General features: G+C 31.9%; 20 protein-coding genes. 18 read left to right on the top strand and 2 right to left on the bottom strand.

From position 1 onward, the window contains the following. The first annotated feature begins 2 nt into the window (after positions 1-2). The 7 genes from B9N70_RS06580 to B9N70_RS06605 all read left to right on the top strand — a co-directional run bounded on the left by B9N70_RS06580 (position 3) and on the right by B9N70_RS06605 (position 5789). The gene (locus B9N70_RS06580) at positions 3-590 is read left to right on the top strand and encodes a TRAP transporter small permease subunit (RefSeq protein WP_172819959.1); all 588 of its coding nucleotides are present in this window, start codon (positions 3-5) and stop codon (positions 588-590) included. Beyond that, on the top strand, positions 580-1941 hold the full coding sequence (locus B9N70_RS06585) for a TRAP transporter large permease (protein ID WP_085115000.1): 1362 nt from the start codon (positions 580-582) through the stop codon (positions 1939-1941). Before B9N70_RS06580 ends, B9N70_RS06585 begins: the two co-directional genes overlap by 11 nt. A gap of 13 nt (positions 1942-1954) precedes the next feature. Continuing rightward, positions 1955-3280, top strand: a complete 1326-nt coding sequence (locus B9N70_RS06590; RefSeq protein ID WP_085115001.1) for an amidase — start codon at positions 1955-1957, stop codon at positions 3278-3280. After that, complete coding sequence (locus tag B9N70_RS07110) at positions 3281-3457, top strand: hypothetical protein (protein ID WP_172819960.1); 177 nt, start codon at positions 3281-3283, stop codon at positions 3455-3457. A gap of 71 nt (positions 3458-3528) precedes the next feature. Further along, positions 3529-4374, top strand: a complete 846-nt coding sequence (locus tag B9N70_RS06595) for a DMT family transporter (protein ID WP_231909393.1) — start codon at positions 3529-3531, stop codon at positions 4372-4374. Next, positions 4358-5176 (top strand): alpha/beta hydrolase, encoded by an 819-nt coding sequence (locus B9N70_RS06600; protein WP_085115002.1) that lies wholly within the window; start codon positions 4358-4360, stop codon positions 5174-5176. Before B9N70_RS06595 ends, B9N70_RS06600 begins: the two co-directional genes overlap by 17 nt. A gap of 49 nt (positions 5177-5225) precedes the next feature. Beyond that, complete coding sequence (locus B9N70_RS06605; RefSeq protein ID WP_085115003.1) at positions 5226-5789, top strand: hypothetical protein; 564 nt, start codon at positions 5226-5228, stop codon at positions 5787-5789. Here B9N70_RS06605 and ftsY read toward each other — a convergent pair. Both ftsY and dapF read right to left on the bottom strand, forming a co-directional pair. Continuing rightward, positions 5782-6699, bottom strand: coding sequence for a signal recognition particle-docking protein FtsY (gene ftsY, locus B9N70_RS06610; protein WP_085115004.1), 918 nt, complete (start codon positions 6697-6699; stop codon positions 5782-5784). The genes B9N70_RS06605 and ftsY overlap by 8 nt on opposite strands. Continuing rightward, positions 6699-7502, bottom strand: a complete 804-nt coding sequence (dapF, locus tag B9N70_RS06615) for a diaminopimelate epimerase (RefSeq protein WP_231909394.1) — start codon at positions 7500-7502, stop codon at positions 6699-6701. Before dapF ends, ftsY begins: the two co-directional genes overlap by 1 nt. Before the next feature lie 182 nt (positions 7503-7684). Between dapF and ffh the strand changes: the two genes are divergently transcribed. The 11 genes from ffh to B9N70_RS06670 are packed head-to-tail and all read left to right on the top strand — an operon-like array spanning position 7685 to position 19213. Then, positions 7685-9043 carry a signal recognition particle protein gene (gene ffh, locus B9N70_RS06620; RefSeq protein WP_085115006.1) on the top strand — a complete coding sequence of 453 codons (1359 nt, stop codon included), beginning with the start codon at positions 7685-7687 and terminating at the stop codon, positions 9041-9043. 9 nt (positions 9044-9052) lie between these two features. Further along, positions 9053-9556 carry a 30S ribosomal protein S16 gene (gene rpsP / locus B9N70_RS06625; RefSeq protein ID WP_085115007.1) on the top strand — a complete coding sequence of 168 codons (504 nt, stop codon included), beginning with the start codon at positions 9053-9055 and terminating at the stop codon, positions 9554-9556. 14 nt (positions 9557-9570) lie between these two features. Then, positions 9571-10257: a tRNA (guanosine(37)-N1)-methyltransferase TrmD gene (gene trmD, locus B9N70_RS06630; protein ID WP_085115008.1), complete on the top strand. Its 687-nt coding sequence runs from the start codon at positions 9571-9573 to the stop codon at positions 10255-10257. A gap of 15 nt (positions 10258-10272) precedes the next feature. Next, a complete protein-coding gene (rplS, locus tag B9N70_RS06635; protein ID WP_085115009.1) occupies positions 10273-10797 on the top strand; it encodes a 50S ribosomal protein L19 in 525 nt (174 codons plus the stop codon). 11 nt (positions 10798-10808) lie between these two features. Next, positions 10809-12212, top strand: a complete 1404-nt coding sequence (gene leuC, locus B9N70_RS06640) for a 3-isopropylmalate dehydratase large subunit (protein WP_085115010.1) — start codon at positions 10809-10811, stop codon at positions 12210-12212. Continuing rightward, a complete protein-coding gene (leuD, locus tag B9N70_RS06645) occupies positions 12213-12818 on the top strand; it encodes a 3-isopropylmalate dehydratase small subunit (RefSeq protein WP_085115011.1) in 606 nt (201 codons plus the stop codon). Beyond that, a complete protein-coding gene (gene leuB / locus B9N70_RS06650; protein ID WP_085115012.1) occupies positions 12811-13917 on the top strand; it encodes a 3-isopropylmalate dehydrogenase in 1107 nt (368 codons plus the stop codon). Before leuD ends, leuB begins: the two co-directional genes overlap by 8 nt. A 26-nt stretch (positions 13918-13943) precedes the next feature. After that, positions 13944-15707: an acyl-CoA dehydrogenase family protein gene (locus B9N70_RS06655; protein WP_085115013.1), complete on the top strand. Its 1764-nt coding sequence runs from the start codon at positions 13944-13946 to the stop codon at positions 15705-15707. Between the two features lie 2 nt (positions 15708-15709). Next, on the top strand, positions 15710-17326 hold the full coding sequence (locus tag B9N70_RS06660; RefSeq protein ID WP_085115014.1) for an acyl-CoA synthetase: 1617 nt from the start codon (positions 15710-15712) through the stop codon (positions 17324-17326). A 7-nt stretch (positions 17327-17333) separates the two neighbouring features. After that, on the top strand, positions 17334-18104 hold the full coding sequence (locus B9N70_RS06665; protein WP_085115015.1) for an alpha/beta fold hydrolase: 771 nt from the start codon (positions 17334-17336) through the stop codon (positions 18102-18104). Further along, entirely contained in the window at positions 18101-19213 is a 1113-nt protein-coding gene (locus B9N70_RS06670; RefSeq protein WP_085115016.1) for a dimethylsulfoniopropionate demethylase, read from the top strand. The genes B9N70_RS06665 and B9N70_RS06670 overlap by 4 nt, the downstream gene beginning before the upstream one ends.

The raw sequence follows: 19213 nt of genomic DNA on the forward strand, positions 1-19213 counted from the left end.
TGATGAGATCCTTTATTAAATTTGCTGATAATCTCAGTACGTCAATGGGAAAAGCCTTTTCATGGTGCATCGTAATTTTAATGGGTGGAACTTGTTATGAAGTTTTTATGGCTTACGCCCTAAATGCTCCAACACTATGGAATTTTGATTTTAGTTTGCAGATGTATGGAGCTATTTTTATGATGGCTGGTGCATACACTTTATCGACAGAAGCGCATGTTAGAGGAGATGTAATTTACAGATTGTTCAAACCAAGAACACAAGGTTGGATTGATTTAGTATTATATTTTATTTTCTTTTTCCCAGGTGTATTAGCTTTAGCATTTTATGGTTGGGATTATGCAGCTCTAGCGTGGAAGATTAAAGAGACTAGCTGGAACAGCCCAGCGCAAATTCAAATTTATATGGCAAAATCATTAATACCCTTGTCAGGTATTTTATTAACTATCCAGGGTATAAGCGAAGTATTTAGATCAATAATATGTATTCAAACTGGTCAATGGCCAGCGAGAATGGTTGTAGCAGAAGAAACTGAAAAAATTTTAATGAGAGCAGCAGAAGAGGGAGGAGAAACAAAAGATGTTATTTAGTTTAACTAATCCTGAAATAGCCATTTTGATGATGGGTTTATTTTTATTTGCTGTTCTTTTAGGTTTTCCGATTGCATTTACATTGATGGCAATGGGCTTAGGCTTTGGTTACTATGCTTATTTTGATCCAACAAAAATGGAACACCTATTTGATAATAGGATTTTCCAGCTTTTTGTTCAAAACACTTATACGGTAATGGATAATAACGTTCTTACCGCCGTCCCGCTCTTTTTATTTATGGGTTATCTAGTCGAGAGAGCAGGAATAGTAGCTAAATTATTTTTTGCTATAAGATTAGCATCTCACAAATTACCAGCATCAATGGCAGTTGCTGCTTTAATTACATGCACATTGTTTTCTACAGCAACAGGAATTATTGGTGCAGTTGTAACTCTAATGGGTCTTCTAGCTTGGCCAGCAATGGTTAAGGCTGGATATGATAAAAAGTTTGCATCTGGAATTATTTGTGCAGGTGGATGTTTAGGTATTTTAATTCCACCAAGTATCATGTTGATTGTATATTCGGTCATCGCACAACTTTCACCATTAAGGTTATTTGCAGCTGCAATATTTCCCGGATTAATGTTGGCTAGTTTATATATTGGATACGCAATTTTTAGAGCATGGTTAAATCCATCAATTGCTCCAAAACCAAGGGCAGAAGAAATTCCACCAACAGCTGTAATTATGAAAGAAGTGCTAATTTCGTTTTTACCATTGTTCTCACTTATAATACTTGTACTTGGAACAATTTTAGCTGGTATCGCAACTCCTGCGGAAGCTGCTGCAGTGGGTGCTTTTGGAGCACTGGTACTATCTTATTTTTATAAAACATTAAAATGGAAGAATTTTAAAGAATCTGTTTTCTTAACTGCAAAGACAACAGCGATGATAATGTGGTTATTCATCGGCTCATGGACATTTGCATCAGTATTCTCATATCTTGGAGGTCATGAAGTTTTTGAACATTTCTTTAAGTCACTTGATCTAGAGCCTTGGCAGTTCCTAATTATAACTCAAATAATTATATTTTTACTTGGATGGCCTTTAGAGTGGACGGAGATACTTATTATTTTTGTTCCTATATTTTTACCTTTAGTTGAATTTTTTGGAGTAAACCCATATTTTTTTGCAATGTTAATTGCATTAAATTTACAAACTTCTTTTTTAACTCCACCAATGGCAATGTCTGCATATTATTTAAAAGGTGTTCAATCTAAAAATGTTGAACTAATGGAGATCTTTAAAGGAATTATGCCATTCTTAGGAATAGTCATATTAGCGATGGTATTAATGTATTTATTCCCTGGAATAGCTTTATGGTTACCAGAGACATTATTCGCAAATTAAATTTATTTATTAAATGAGTGATATCTTTTCTTTAAGTGTTGAAGAATTAGCTGCAAAAATAAAAGATGCACAGATTACATCAGTTGAGGTTTGTGAACAGTACATAGACAGAATTAAAAAGTTTGACAAAGATATAAAAGCTTGGGCTCACTTTGATAAAAAACTTTTATTAGAAAAAGCAGTAGAGGCCGACAACCATAGAAGAGCGGGAAAATCTTTAGGACCGTTACATGGAATTCCGGTTGCTGTGAAAGATATTGTTGGAACAATAGATATGCCAACTGAATGTGGAACTACAATTAGAAAAGGTAAATCGTACTCTCAAAATGCGGAGATTGTTGATTTATTACACTCAGCTGGTGCTATCGTGATGGGAAAAACCACTACTTCAGAACTTGCTTTTTTAGGTCCTTCAAAAACGACTAATCCACATGATAACTCTAGAACCCCCGGTGGATCTTCAAGTGGTTCAGCTGCGGCTGTTGCTTCTTTTATGGCTCCAGTTTCAATTGGATCTCAAACTGGAGGCTCAGTAATTAGACCAGCTTCTTATTGTGGTGTAGTTGGCTACAAACCTTCTTATGGATTAATTTCAAGAAATGGCGTTCTTAAAACTTCTTATCTTTTAGATCACATGGGCGTGTTTGGAAGAAAAGTAGAAGATGTTGCATTATTAGCAAAAGTTTTAATCAAAAAAGATCCTTACGATCCCGCGACCATATATTATTCTGCTGAAAACATCTTATCTGAAACAAAAAAAGGACCATTGTTTGAACCAAAGTTCATCTTTTATAAAACTGATCATTGGAAAATGATTGAAAAAAAATCAAGAGAGGCTTTTGAGTATTTTATTAAATCTTTTAAAAATGTTGAAACATTTGATACCCCATCTTATTTTAAGGATATTCATAAATACCACCAAATCATCCATGAGACAGACTTAGCAAATAATTTTTCTGTCTATTATAAAAAGTATAAAAGAAAATTATCGAGCTATATGCAAAAAGCCATTGCAAATGGAAATAAGTATTCAGCAAAAGAATATGCGGAGGCAATAGATTTTATGAAAAGAAGCTATGAATCTTATCAAGAAGTCTTTGAAGATTATCATGGTGTTTTATCTCCATCTAGTCCTGGTGTTGCTCCTAAAGGGCTGAAGAGCACGGGAACAGCAGAATTCAATAAAGTGTGGTCTTATCTTGGAACCCCTTGTATTTCTCTGCCTTTACTTGAAGGTGAAAATAAATTACCATTAGGAGTACAACTAATTGGAGATCGTTATGACGATCACAGATTTTTAGGTGTAGCAAGATGGCTAGAAAAGGAGTGTGAGGAATAAATGAATAAAATTACAACAATAATAGGTTTATCTTTTGCAATATTTTTTCTTGTTGGGTTAGCTACAACTTTAACAAAATCTATGATGATTGGATTTCTTGATGTATTACCTGTTTATTTATTAATGGGTATAGCAATCATCATGATGGTTTATGAGGCTTTTTTCGATAAAAGCTAAATCTACTAAAATTGATCGATTATAAAAAAAACTCCTGGTCTTTTTTATTATTATTTATTCAGCCAATTTTTATGGCTAGTAATCTAGTTGTTGCAAGAGGTGGTGTAGAATTTGTTCCTCCGATATCTTTAGCATTCTGGAGATGGACAATTGTGTTTATTATTTTGCTTCCGTTTACATACTTTTCGTTAAAAAAAAATTTTAAAATTATTCAAAAAGAGTATAAAAAATTATTTTTCTTAGGGGCAATGGGCTGTGGAGTTTGTGGAGCTTTCCCTTTTTTAGCCGGACAAACAACAACAGTTGCTAACATGGGTATAATTTATACTTCTTCGCCAATATTTATCATTTTAATTTCTACTTTATTTTTTAGTGAAAAAATAACTCTAACTAAAGTAATTGGATTAATTGCTTGTTTGATTGGAGTTTTTGCAATTATTATTAAAGGAGATTTGGAACTGCTGATCAATCTGAGATTTACTATAGGTGATTTATGGATGCTAGCAGCAGCAATAGGGTGGGCTTTGTATTCTATTTATTTATTTTATTGGAAAACAGAATTAGAAATTTTCCAAAGATTTACTTTGATCGCTCTATTTGGAGCGGTAAGTTTATTGCCATTTTATATTGCTGAAGAATTATATTTTCAAAAAACAGTATTTAATAATGAGTTTCTCTTTTGGACAATATTTGCTGCTATTTCACCAGGAATAATCGCATTTACTTTATACACCTTAGCTCAAAAACAATTAGGTGCATCATTGACTGGATTTACACTTTATATTTTCACAGTTTATGCAGCAATTTATGGTTATATACTCTTTGATGAACAATTGGAAAGTTATCACTATCTGGGAACAGTACTTGTATTTTTTGGAGTATATTTAGCCAAAAAAAAAAATGATAAAAAAACTTAAAAAAAATATCTTGCAGTTATTAATAGCAATAGCACTAGTTTATTTAGCAGTAGTAATTTCAATTTACTTTTATCAAAGAAAACTTTTGTATCATCCAAATGAAAATAATTATTTTGGAGATAAATTAGCAGTTGATGTTGAAAATGTTAAAATACAAACTTCAGATGGTTTGAGTTTAAATGGATGGTTTCATGAAAAAGACTTACAAAATTTAAAAACTTTAGTTTTTTTTCATGGAAATGCAGGAACATTAGATAACAGAATATACAAGCTCAATCATTTCAAAGATATTGATATTAATTTTCTAATAATTGCTTGGCGAGGTTTCTCTGGAAATGAAGGTAAACCCACAGAAGAAGGCCTTTATATTGATGCTCGTAGCGCAGTTAACTGGATTATTAATAAAGGAGTAAAAGAAGAAAATATAATATTATATGGAGAGTCTTTGGGCACAGGTATTGCAACTGAAATTGCACAAAATAAAAAATATGGTGGATTAATTTTAGAAACGCCGTTTACTTCAATGGTAGCTGCTGCAAAAAATTTTTATCCATACTTACCTGTAAGTATTTTGTTAAAAGATAGATATGAAAATGATAAAAAAATAGAAAACATAAATATGCCAATAATGGTTTTACATGGAAAAAAAGATACAATTGTTCCATTTGCAATGGGTCAAAAAATTTTTGAAATATCCAAAGAACCTAAATATTCCTACTTTACAGAATATGACAATCATATGATGGAATATGATGAACAGCTTATAACTGCTTTAAAAAGATTTTTTACAAGTTTAAATTAAGCCACAATCTAAACAAATATAATTCTAAATTTCGTTTTATATCTTTAAGATGAAAAAATTTTTTATTTTAATCATTTTAATATTGAATACTTTTAACGTTGTATTTGCAAAAGATTATGAATTTAAAGCTGAAGATCTATTTTATTTAGATCAAATGAATTCACACAATCAAGATTTTGCATTGTATTTTAAATCTAGAGAAAAATCAGTTTTAGCAAGAGGTGAAACTGCTAATTATATTAATGATTATCCCAAAGATCTTTATATTTATGATTATAAATCAAAAAAATCATCTCCTCTAATTTCATATGAATGGTTTCCTGCTCAGGCAAGATATTATTTAGAAGAGTACGATTTTCCAGTTTTTCCAGATGATTTTGCTTATTATTTACTTAAAGATAATCAAACTCTAATAATGATAAGTGCTGTTAAAAGTTTAAGAGCTAATTTTAAATTTGATATAAATAAAAAAAAATTAGAGCTTTATCCATCTAATGGAAAATTTGACTTTATCATTTCTTCGTTTGCAAAAAATTGTGGTCACTCAAATTTAGAGGATAACTATAAGTGCAGTCTACACAAGCCACTAATTTCTAGTAATTTAATTAACTAGTTTGAATAAAAGTATTCGCAAATATTTCAGCATTAAATATTTGTAGGTCATCCTCTTTTTCACCTAAACCAAGTGCAATAATTGGAAGTTTATATTTTTTTGCAACAGCCAATAAAATCCCACCTTTTGCAGTGCCATCTAATTTGGTCATAACAATCCCAGTAATTGGAATTATTTTATTAAATTCTTCTACTTGATTGATTACATTTTGACCTGAAGTTGCATCTAAAACTAAAATAACATCATGAGGAGCCTCAGGATCAATTTTTTTTGTAACATTTGCAATTTTTTTATACTCTTCCATCAAATTTTTTTTGTTTTGTAATCTTCCAGCAGTATCAATTAAGACTTGGTCAAAATTATTTTTTAAAGCCTCATCAATTGCTTTGTAGGCAACAGAAGCTGGATCAGAACCTTGAGAAGATTTTGTAATATTAACATCAATTTTTTTTGCCCACATTTCTAATTGTTCAATTGCTGCTGCCCTAAATGTATCTGAGGCAGCAAGCATAATTTTGTTACCATTTGATTTTAAAATTTTACTTATTTTTCCAATAGTTGTTGTTTTGCCAACCCCATTAACACCAGAAACCAAAGTTGCATTCAATTTTTCTTTTTTATTAAAAAAATTTTCATTTTCTAATGGTTTCATTAATGTCACAATATATTCTTTAAGTATTAAATTTATTTCATCTTTTAAATCTTTGCTGGGGTTAATTTTTTTTTCAGAAATTATAGATTTTATTTCTGCTGAAGCTGCAACACCTACATCTGACTGAATTAAAAAATCTTCAATATCATTTAGACTTTTGTCATCTAGTTCTTTTTTGACAATTATTTCTTTTAGACCACTTGTAAAAGCAGCTGCACTTTTTTGAAAACCAGTTTTAAATTTATCAAATATTCCCATTACAACTTAATATCTATTTTTTTTATATCAGAGACAGGGCCTTTCATTTTGATAAAATTATTTTGATCTATTGAAATAGATAAATTTCCTGTTTTAAACACTATATCAACTTGGTTAGATGAAAGGTTATGTATCAATCCTGCAAACGCAGTAGCACAAGCAGCCGTTCCACAGGCCTTAGTTAATCCAGCTCCACGCTCCCATACTTTAACTTTTATTGATTGTTTATTCATTACCTGTGCAATAGTTACATTGCATCTTTCAGGAAATAATTCATGCTTTTCTATAATTGGCCCAATTTTTTCAATATTAAAATTTTCTAAATTATTTACAAAAAAAACTACATGTGGATTGCCAACACTGATTGCTGTTCCACCGATATGTGATTTGTTATCATTATCAAGAATCTCTATTTGTAAATTTTTTGTATTTACATTTTTTGAAAGTGGTATTTCATTCCAGTTAGTTTTTCCAAATCCAATACCAGTTTCAACTAGATTTTTTCCTAGTATATCTGATTTAAGTTCTCCAGTAGATGTAACTAAAGAAATATTATTTTTACCATTTTCTTTTGATAAAAGATCAGCAACACATCTTGTGCCATTTCCACATGCACCAGATACACTTCCATCTGAATTAAAAAAATCTATTTTTGCATCAGACTTGTCATGATTATTTATAATTATGAGCTGATCACAACCTATGAATTTTCTGTCACAAATTTTTAAAATTTGCCCTTTGTTTAGATTAATTGGATTTGATCTATTATCTATGATTACAAAATCATTACCTAAACCATCCATTTTGTACGCACTAAATTCCATATTTAGTTATTTAACTTATTTATTGACTTTTTGTAGCTCTATTATAGTTTGCAGCAGTTTCCGCAAAAACATTAAATTTGCGGTGTCTTTGGAAACAAAGAGATCGACACTAGTCAGCGAGGGTTCGCCCACTAGTGCGATTACTGCTGTGTGTAATAAATATGTTTGAAAATTTAACAAATAAATTTGAAGAAATATTTTCTTCTTTAAAAAAGGCTCCATCTCTTGATGAAAAGCAAGTTGATGAAGGTTTAAGAGGAATTAGACAAGCTTTATTAGAAGCAGATGTTTCGCTTGATGTAGCCAAAGCATTTATTGAGAAAGTAAAACCAAAAGCCTTAGGTCAAGAAATCATAAGATCTACTTCACCTGGTGATATGGTTGTTAAAATTGTTTATGATGAGCTTGTAAGCTTACTAGGCGATAGTAATGCAGATATAAATTTAAATGCAGTTCCGCCAGTTCCAATGATGCTTGTTGGACTTCAAGGGTCTGGAAAAACCACAACTACAGCAAAATTAGCTAAATTTTTAGAGTCTAATAAAAAGAAAAAAGTGATGATGGTAAGTTTGGACATTTATAGACCAGCAGCACAAGAACAATTAAGATCTTTAGGTGAACAAAATAATATTTTAACACTACCCATCATAGAGGGCCAACAGCCTGCAGATATTTGTCAAAGAGCTATCAGTGCCGCAAGCCTTAATGGAGCAGATGTAATTCTATTTGATACTGCTGGAAGAACTCAAATTGACTTACAAATGATGAGCGAAATTAAACAAATTGAAAATATAATTAATCCTGCTGAAACAATTCTAGTCGCTGACTCACTAACAGGTCAAGTCGCAGCCTCAGTTGCAAAAGAATTTAAAAGTACAGTCAACCTATCAGGAATTATCCTAACTAGAGCAGACGGTGATGCAAGAGGTGGTGCTGCGGTAAGTATGAAATATATATCTGAAGTACCAATAAAGTTTTTAGGAATTGGTGAAAAAATCGATAATTTTGAGGCGTTCCATCCAGAAAGGATTGCTAACAGAATTCTTGGAATGGGAGATATTGTTTCTCTTGTAGAAAAAGCCGCTCAAGACTTAGGAGAAGAGAAAATTAAACAAGCAGAGGAAAACCTTAAAAAAGGTCAATTCTCTATGGAAGATTATTTAACTCAATTAAGACAAATGAAAAAAATGGGAGGCATTGAGGGAATAATGTCTTTTATGCCTGGTGTATCAAAAATAAAATCTCAAATGGATTCAGCTGGAATTGATGAAAGCATCATTACAAAAAATGAAGCTATAATTTTATCAATGACAAAAAAAGAAAGAGAGAACCCAAAGATAATTGATGGTTCGAGAAAAAAAAGAATTGCTAATGGCTCTGGCACAGATCCAGCCACTATCAATAAATTGTTAAAGCAATTTAAAATGATGTCTGAAATGATGAAAAAGATGTCTAAAGGAAATCTGAAAGGTATGTCTGACAAAGGAATACCACCAGAGCTATTTAATCAATTAAAATAAGGAGAGACAATGTTAAAACTAAGACTATCAAGAGGAGGAACTAAAAAAAGACCAGTCTATAAAGTGGTTGTTGCAGATAGTAGATTTGCAAGAGATGGAAGATTTATTGAAAAGGTTGGTTTTTTTAATCCTTTATTACCTAAAGAAAAAAAAGAAAGAGTTGGACTTGAGGCTGAAAGAATTAAGTATTGGTTAGGCCAAGGTGCACAACCCACAACAAGAGTTGCAAGAATTTTAGGTGAAAATGATTTAATGCCTATGCCTGCTAATGGAAATAATCCTAAAAAAGCTGTTCCAAAAAAAGATAGAAAAAAAGAAGGTGAAGAAGCAGCACCAGCAGCAGAAGCTCCAAAAGAAGAAGCTCCTAAAGCAGAGGCAGCACCAGCAGTAGAAGCTCCAAAAGAAGAAGCTCCTAAAGCAGAGGCAGCGCCAGCAGCAGAAGCTCCAAAAGAAGAAGCTCCTAAAGCAGAGGCAGCACCAGCAGCAGAAGCTCCAAAAGAAGAGGGAAAATAGTTTTATAATTTGTTATGTGGCAATCTCAAATTTTTACACTTTATCCTGAATTTTTTCCGGGTCCTTTAAATAAAGGTTTGTATGGCAAGGCTCTAGAAAAAAAAATATGGAGTATAAAAGTTAATAACATTCGAGATGCTGCAAACGATAAACATAAAACTGTAGATGATACTCCCTACGGAGGCGGTTCTGGCATGGTCTTAAAACCAGATGTTTTGGCAAACTCTTTAGATTTAAATAAAGTAGAAGGTGAAAGGATTTTTTATTTGTCTCCAAGAGGAAGAAAATTTGATCAAGCTTTTGCACAAGAATTATCTAAAGAAAAGTCAATAGCATTAATTTGTGGTCATTTTGAAGGTGTAGATGAAAGAATATTATCTACTAGAAATATAGAAGAGATAAGTATTGGAGATTATGTATTATCTGGAGGTGAAACAGCTGCATTTGTTGTGTTGGAGAGTATTCTAAGGTTGTTGCCTGGAGTATTAGGGAATGAAAAATCTGTTGATGATGAAAGCTTTCAAAATGGATTATTGGAATATCCTCAATACACAAAACCTCAAATTTGGGAGGAAAAATCAGTGCCAGACGTGCTTTTATCGGGTGATCACAACAAAATTAAAGACTGGCGTTTATCACAATCTGAGGCTATAACACGCGTCCGAAGACCAGATTTATGGCAAAAATATAAGAACAATTAATTGATAAATATTAAAATGAAAACAATTGAAGAGATAAATAAACATAACGTAACAAAGATTTTATCTGAAAAGAAAATCCCACAATTTTACCCAGGTGATGTTGTTAAGGTTGGAGTAAGAATTACAGAGGGAAAAAAAGAGAGAATTCAGTACTTCGAAGGAGTTTGTATTGCAAAAAAAAATAGAGATATAAATTCTTCTTTTACTGTAAGAAAAATTTCATTTGGTGAAGGTGTTGAGAGAACATTCCCGTTATATGGTCCAGTAATTGACTCAATTAAAGTTATAAGATCTGGAAAAGTAAGAAGAGCTAAACTTTACTATTTAAGAGACAGAACTGGTAAATCAGCAAGAATTGCAGAGAAAATTAGAAAAAAAATTGGAATTGATGTTGATGTGAAACCAGAAACGGTAACAGAGGAAAATGTTGCTCCAGCAGCAGAAGCTCCTAAAGCAGAGGCAGCACCAGCAGCAGAAGCCCCAAAAGAGGAAGCTGTTAAAAACGAGCAAGCTAAAGAAAGTACTCCAGAAAAAAAATAATTTTTTTTTCAATGCCTACAACTCTTTACGATAAAATTTGGAACGATCATCTAGTTGATCAACAAGATGATGGCACTTCGTTATTATTTGTTGATAGACATTTAGTTCATGAAGTAACTAGTCCTCAAGCATTTGAAGGTTTAAGAAATTCTAAAAGAAAAGTAAGACATCCAGAATTAACATTAGCTGTAGCTGATCATAATGTACCAACAACAGATCGTTCAAAAGGAATTGAAGACGAAGAATCAAAAATTCAAGTAGATACGCTAGAGGCGAATTGTAAGGAATTTGGAGTCCAACTATTTGGTATGGATGATAAAAGACAGGGTATTGTACATATAATAGGTCCTGAGCAAGGTTTTACTCAACCTGGCACAGTAATAGTTTGTGGAGATAGTCATACAGCAACACATGGTGCCTTTGGCTCGCTTGCATTTGGAATTGGAACATCAGAAGTAGAGCACGTTCTTGCCACTCAAACACTAGTTCAAAAAAAAGCAAAAAATTTTAGAATTAATGTGAATGGAAAACTACCTATAGGAGTAACATCAAAAGATGTCATTTTACAAATAATTGGAAAAATAGGTACTGCTGGTGGAACTGGATGTGTTATCGAGTATGCTGGTGATCTAATCACATCTTTGAGTGTTGAACAAAGAATGACTATTTGCAATATGACTATTGAAGGTGGTGCTAGAGCAGGTCTTATAGCACCAGATCAAAAAATTTTTGATTATTTAAAAGGAAAACCAATGTCACCTAAAGGTGATAAATGGGATAAAGCAGTAGAATATTGGAAAACATTAAAAACTGATGAAGGTGCAGTTTTTGATAAAGAAATTAATCTTGACGCAAGTGAAATATCTCCAATGATTACATGGGGAACATCACCACAAGATGTAATAACTATTGATGAAAAAGTTCCAAATCCAGATGATGAGAAGGACGAAGATAGAAAGAATTCGATTGAGAGATCATTAAATTATATGGGACTAAAGCCTAATATGTCTGCCAAGGATATTAAAATTGATAAAGTTTTTATAGGAAGTTGTACAAACGGAAGAATAGAGGATCTAAGAGAAGCTGCAAAGATTCTTAAAGATAAAAAGATATCCTCAAATGTGCATGCAATGGTAGTACCTGGTTCAGGTCTTGTAAAAGAACAAGCAGAACAAGAAGGCCTAGATAAAATTTTTGTTGAGTCAGGCTTTGAATGGAGAGAGCCTGGTTGTTCAATGTGTCTTGCAATGAATGCAGATAAATTAAAGCCAGAAGAAAGATGTGCTTCGACTTCAAATAGAAATTTTGAAGGTAGACAAGGTAGAGGTGGCAGAACGCATTTGGTAAGTCCAGGAATGGCTGCAGCTGCAGCAATATCTGGAAGTTTAGATGATGTTAGAAAGTATCAAAATTAAATGCAAAAATTTACAACATTAAAAAGTATACCAGCATATCTTCCTATAGTTAATATAGACACTGATATGATCATCCCAAAACAGTTTCTGAAAACAATTAAAAGAACTGGTTTAGGAAAAAATTTATTTTTTGAAATGAGGTATGATGATCAAGGAAAAGTTATTGATAATTTTGTCTTAAATCAAGAACCTTTTAATCAATCTAAGATTTTAATTGCAGGAAAAAATTTTGGATGTGGATCTTCAAGAGAGCACGCTCCATGGGCATTACTAGATTTTGGTATTACCTGTGTGATTAGTTCAAGTTTTGCCGATATTTTTTATAGCAACTGTTTCAAAAATGGAATTTTACCAATCATTCTTCCTGAAGATAAAATTAAAGAAATCTCTGAGTATGCGAATAGAAAAGAAGAAATTTCTGTAGATCTAAATGATGAAAAAATTATTTATGGAAATAATGAGGTTCAATTTAAAATAGATTCATTTAAAAAGAAATGTTTATTAGAGGGTTTAGATGACATCGCTTTATCATTAAAAAAATCAGATAAAATTGAAAGTTTTGAGAAAAACTTGAAAGAAAAAAAACCCTGGATTTTTAATGATTAAAGTTAGAAAAAGAAAAATCCTTTTACTACCAGGTGATGGTATTGGCCCAGAAGTAATTGGAGAAGTAAAAAAAATCATTAAATGGTTTAATGAAAAAAAATCTTTAGACTTTGAAATTGATGAAGATTTAGCAGGTGGATGCTCTTACGATAAGCATGGAACGCCAATTACTGATGAAGTTTTTTATAAAGCATTGGAAAGCGCAGTTGTTATGCTTGGTGCGGTTGGTGGTCCAAAATGGGATGATGTTGAATTCTCAAAAAAACCTGAAAGAGCTTTGTTAAAATTAAGAAAAGAGTTAAAGCTTTTCGCAAACTTAAGACCAGCAATTTGTTTTGAACAATTGGTTGATGCATCTACTCTTAAGCCAGAAGTAGTCTCTGGTCTTGATATTATGATCGTAAGAGAGCTTACAGGTGGAATTTATTTTGGAGAACCAAGAGGTATAAAACCAATTGAAAATGGTGAAAGAAAAGGAATTAATACACATACATACACAACAAGTGAAATCACAAGAGTTGCAAGAGTAGCTTTTGATCTTGCAAAAAAAAGATCAAACAAAGTTACTTCTTGTGAAAAATCTAATGTAATGGAAGCAGGACTATTATGGAAAGAAGAAGTTCAGGCGCTACATGATAGTGAATATAAAGATGTGGAGTTAAGCCATATGTTAGCTGACAATTGTGCAATGCAACTTTTAAGAAATCCAAAACAATTTGATGTAATAGTCACAGACAATTTGTTTGGCGACATGTTGTCAGACCAAGCTTCAATGTTAACTGGTTCTCTAGGTCTTTTACCATCAGCATCTTTAGGTGCAAAAAATAAGGATGGTGAAATGAGAGCAATGTATGAACCAATTCATGGTTCAGCTCCAGATATAGCAGGCAAAGGTCTTGCTAATCCAATTGCAACTATTTTAAGTTTTGCAATGGCACTTAGATACTCACTTGATTTAGATAAAGAAGCAGATTTATTAGAAAATGCAGTACAAAAAGTTCTTAATGATGGTCTTAGAACAAAAGATATTATGTCTGAGGGTAAAAAAGAAGTTTCAACTTCTCAAATGGGTGATGCAATTATTTCAAAATTGCAATAATTAACTAATTCAACTAAACTAATTTAATGCCGATCTACAATGCACCAGTAGAAGATATGATGTTTCTCTTTGAAAAATTAAGAGATAACAAAAATTATAATGAAATTGAGAGATATAAAGAAGTTACTCCCGATCTTGTAAAAGATATTTTAGAGGAAGCAGCTAAGATAAATCAAAACTTAATATTGCCTCTAGCAAAAGCAGGAGATGAAAATCCTGCAGTTTTAGAAAATGGAGTTGTAAGAACTCCCCCAGGATATAAAGATGCCTACAAAAAGTATATTGAAGACGGTTGGACATCTTTATCATGCGATCCAAAGTATGGGGGTCAGGGCATGCCTAAAACTGTAAGTGCTTTTTTTGATGAAATGTTATCGTCTGCAAGTTTATCTTTTAAGCTTTATAGCGAATTAAGTATTGGCGCATATAACTGTATTAATCATCATGCAACTGACGAAATAAAAGATAAGTATTTACCAAAAATAGTAGAAGGCAAATGGAGTGGCACAATGTGTTTAACAGAGCCTGTATGTGGTACAGATTTGGGTCTACTTAAAACAAAAGCAGTTTCTCAAGCAGATGGCACTTATAAAATAAGTGGTCAAAAAATTTTTATTACTTCAGGAGATCATGATCTGACTGAAAACATTATTCATTTAGTTTTAGCAAGAGCATCAGACTCACCAGCTGGCACTAAAGGAATAAGTTTATTTTTAGTTCCAAAATTTTTGGTTAAAGAAGATGGAGTAATTGGCCCAAGAAATGGAATTTCAACAGGATCAATAGAAAACAAGATGGGAATTAAAGGTTCTGCAACTTGTGTTTTAAACTTTGATGAGGCTACGGGATATATGATTGGTCAAAAGGATAAAGGTCTTAATGCAATGTTTACTATGATGAATCTAGAGAGAATAGTTGTTGGAATTCAAGGATTAGGAATTTCTGAAATTGCTTATCAAAACTCTTTAGCTTATGCAAAGGAGCGTAAGCAGGGAAAAACTAACAACACTAAATCAACAAATGGCGCTGATTTCATTATAGAACATGCCGATATACGAAGATCTTTATTAAATATGAAATCTATTATTGAGGGAGAGAGAGCACTTTGTTTTTGGTTATCTCAACAAACAGAAGTAAGTCTTCATCATACAGATGAAAAAATAAAGCAAGAAGCATCCGATTATGTTTCGCTAATGACTCCTGTAGTAAAATCTCTTTTTACAGATTTGGCAGTTGAAATTACCAATGATGCTATGCAAATTCATGGTGGATATGGATATACAAAAGATCAGGGGATTGAACAGTTTTACAGGGATAATAGAATAACCCCTATTTATGAGGGAACAAATTCTGTTCAAGCGGCAGATTTAGTCTTTAGAAAACTATCTAATAGAAATGGCAATATCATCAACAGGTTTTTAGAGATGATTAAATTAGATTGTAAGAGTGAAAATGAAAAAATTAAACCATTTACTAAAGAATTTAATTATTACCACGAACTCTTAAGCAAATTTAGCAACTGGATTGAAGATAAGAATAAATCAGAAAAAGATGATGTTAGTGCTGCTGCTAATGATTATTTAAGAACCCTAGGTTACGTTTCAGTTGCATACGCTTGGATAAAAGTTTTAGAGGCTAGTTTTAAAAATTTTGATGAAAATAAAGAATTTTATGAAGACAAAATAAATACTGCTAAATTTTATTTTGAAAAAGTTTTACCAAGATCTGAACAACATTATAAAACAGCGATCTCCGGAAGTTCTAACATAATGAAATTTAAATTTAACTAATCATGAACAATTACGAAATAAATTTAGATAAAAATAAAGCTAATTATGTTCCTTTAACACCACTTACCTTTTTGCAAAGAGCTAAAGATATCTATCCAAATTATGAGGCAATTGTTTATGAGGATAGAAAATATACTTGGAGTGAAGTTTATAAAAGAGCCACAAAATTTGCTAGTGCATTAGAGAAAATAGGTGTTGGCAAGGGAGATACGGTTTCATTTTTAGCCTTTAATACGCCAGAAATTTTTGAGGCTCATTATTCTGTTCCTATGACAGGAGGTGTTCTGAACACAATCAATATTAGATTAGATGCAAATACAATAAGTTATATTTTAAACCACAGTGAAGCAAAAGTTTTGGTTGTTGATAGACAACTTCATCATGAGGTTAAAAAAGCATTAACCAAAGTTGATAAAAAAATTACAATCATAGACATTCACGATAAATTTGCAGATCAGTCTAAGTTAGAAAAAATTGGAGAGTTAGAATATGAAAGCTTTTTGGCAACGGGAGAAGACGATTATCAATTAAAAATGCCTGAAGATGAATGGCAATCCATTTCTTTAAGCTATACTTCTGGAACTACTGGAAACCCTAAAGGTGTTGTATATCATCATAGAGGATCATACTTGATGGCTACTGGGAGTGCAGTGGCATGGAACATGCCAAATAGACTTAACTTCTTAACTGTTGTCCCAATGTTTCATTGTAATGGATGGTGTTATCCTTGGACAGTACCAATGTTAAATGGCAGAACAATTTGTCTTAGAAATATAGACGTAAAAAAAATTTTTGAGTTAATTGATAAATATAAAGTTACTCATTTTGGAGGAGCTCCAATAGTTTTAAATATGATAACTGGAGCACCAGAAGCTGATAGAAAAAAACTTAATCACAAAGTTCATGTTTTAACTGCAGGTGCTCCGCCACCTAGTATAATTTTTAAAAAAATGAAAGATTTAGGTTTTGAAGTAATGCATGTTTATGGATTAACAGAAACCTATGGACATGTAACTCAATGTGCATGGAATGATGAATGGAATGATTTTGATGAAGACAAGCAGAACGAAATTAAAGCAAGACAAGGTGTAAGATATCCAAATCTTGAAGGAGCAACTATTATGGATCCTGAAACCATGAAAGAAGTACCTAAAGATGGAAAAACTATTGGTGAAATTATGCTTAGAGGTAATGTGGTAATGAAAGGATATTTTAAAGATAAAGAGGCAACAGAAAAAGCTATGGCAGGAGGGTGGTTTCACTCTGGAGATCTAGCAGTGATGCATCCTGATGGATACATTAAGATACAAGATAGATCAAAAGATATCATCATTTCAGGTGGAGAAAATATTTCTTCTATTGAAATTGAAAATACTTTGTCAAAACATCCTTCAGTTTCAATAGCAGCAGTTGTTGCAAAACCTGATGAAAAATGGGGTGAAGTACCTTGTGCATTTATTGAAATGGTTAAAGACAAACCTGTCACAGAAAAAGAATTGATAGATTTTTGTAGAGAAACTTTAGCAGGCTTTAAAGTTCCAAAAGAAGTGGTTTTTTGTGAATTACCTAAAACGTCTACTGGCAAAATTCAAAAATTTGAATTGAGAAAAAAATTTTAGGTGAAAATTGATAATCAAAATAGACAATAAAACAGTTTATGCATCTGATGCTGGTCAGGGAGTTGATTTAGATAAAAAGACAATAGTTTTTTTACACGGAAGTGGGTTATCCCATATAGTTTGGTCTCTTGTAGAGCAATACTTTTCAAATAAAAATTTTAATGTACTTTCAATTGATTTGCCAGGACATGGAAACTCGGAAGGACCATGTCTTAAAAGTATCGAATTAATTGCTGATTGGTTAGAAAAAGTTTTTGATCAATTAAATTTGGGTCAAATAATACTAATTGGACATTCTCAAGGATGCTTAGAGGCACTAGAATACTCACACAGATATAAAAAAAGATTAGAAAAAATAATTTTTATTGGAGGCTCTTATAAAATGCCAGTCCATCAAGATTTAATTAGCTTAGCTGAAAGTGGAGATTCTGATGCGGTAAAATTAATGATGAAATGGGGTTATGAAGGTTCAAAAAAGTTTATTGGAGGAAATCCAATTGAAAGAATTATTCAATCTCCAAGAGATATAAAAGAAATGTTAGCAGTAGATTTAATTGCATGTAATAACTATCAGAATGGTAAGGTTGCAGCAGAAGATATTAGCTGTCCTAGTTTATTCATATTTGGTCAATTAGATAAAATGGTAAACATAGAAAAGGGAAAAAAATTTTCTCATATGGTAAAAAATTCAACACAACACATCATAAATTGTGGTCATATGATTATGATTGAAAATGCTTTTGAAATGAGAGACAAGATTTCTGAATTTTTAAAATGACAAAAAATTATTCAATCGCAAAATCAAGACGTTTAAGAAGCACTCCATATACTTCAAGAATTGAAAAGCAAGGTGTTACTGCCTACACAGTTTATAACCACATGTTATTACCAGCTGCTTTTGGTTCTGTTGAGGACTCTTATCATCATCTAAAAAAAGATGTTCAAGTTTGGGATGTTGCAGCAGAAAGACAAGTTGAAATATCAGGAAAAGACTCAGCCAAACTTGTTCAACTAATGACCTGTAGAGATTTATCAAAATCTAAAGTTGGCAGGTGTTATTATTGCCCAATTATTGATGAAAATGGAAATCTAGTTAATGATCCAGTAATTTTGAAATTAAATGATGATCGTTGGTGGATATCTATTGCAGATTCTGATGTAATATTTTTTGCCAAAGGTTTGGCCTCAGGGAATAATTTTGATGTTAAAATTACAGAGCCTAATGTTGATATTATTGCAATCCAAGGTCCAAAGTCATTTAGTTTGATGGAAAAAGTTTTTGGAAAAAAGATTTTAGATTTAAAATTTTTTGGTTTTGAGTACTTTGATTTTAAAGGCATAAGACATCTTATTGCAAGATCTGGTTGGTCAAAACAAGGTGGATTCGAAGTTTATGTTGAAAACACTCAGTCAGGTTTAAATTTGTATGATCACCTATTTGAAGTTGGTGAAGAGTTTAATGTTAAACCAGGATGTCCAAATTTAATTGAAAGAATTGAAAGTGGGTTGCTCTCTTATGGAAATGATTTTGATAATAATGATAATCCATTTGAGTGTGGATTTGAAAAATATGTAAATTTAGAATCTGACATAACTTTTTTAGGTAAAGATAAATTAAAAATGATAAAGTCTAATGGAATTTCAAAAAGATTAATGGGTGTGCAGATAGATAAAGAAAATATTAGCCTTTCTTCATCTGTTGAAATTAAGAATCATAATAATGATATAATTGGAGATCTTAGATCTGCTTGTTATTCTCCGCACTTTAAAAAGGTTATAGGCATCGCAATGATTAATGAACCAAATTGTAAGACTTCTACTAAAGGTACAATCAAAATTGATGATAAATCTTACAGTGTAAGCGTTTGCGAATTACCCTTCATTTAG

The organism is Candidatus Pelagibacter sp. HIMB1321, from assembly GCF_900177485.1.
GTDB lineage: Bacteria > Pseudomonadota > Alphaproteobacteria > Pelagibacterales > Pelagibacteraceae > Pelagibacter.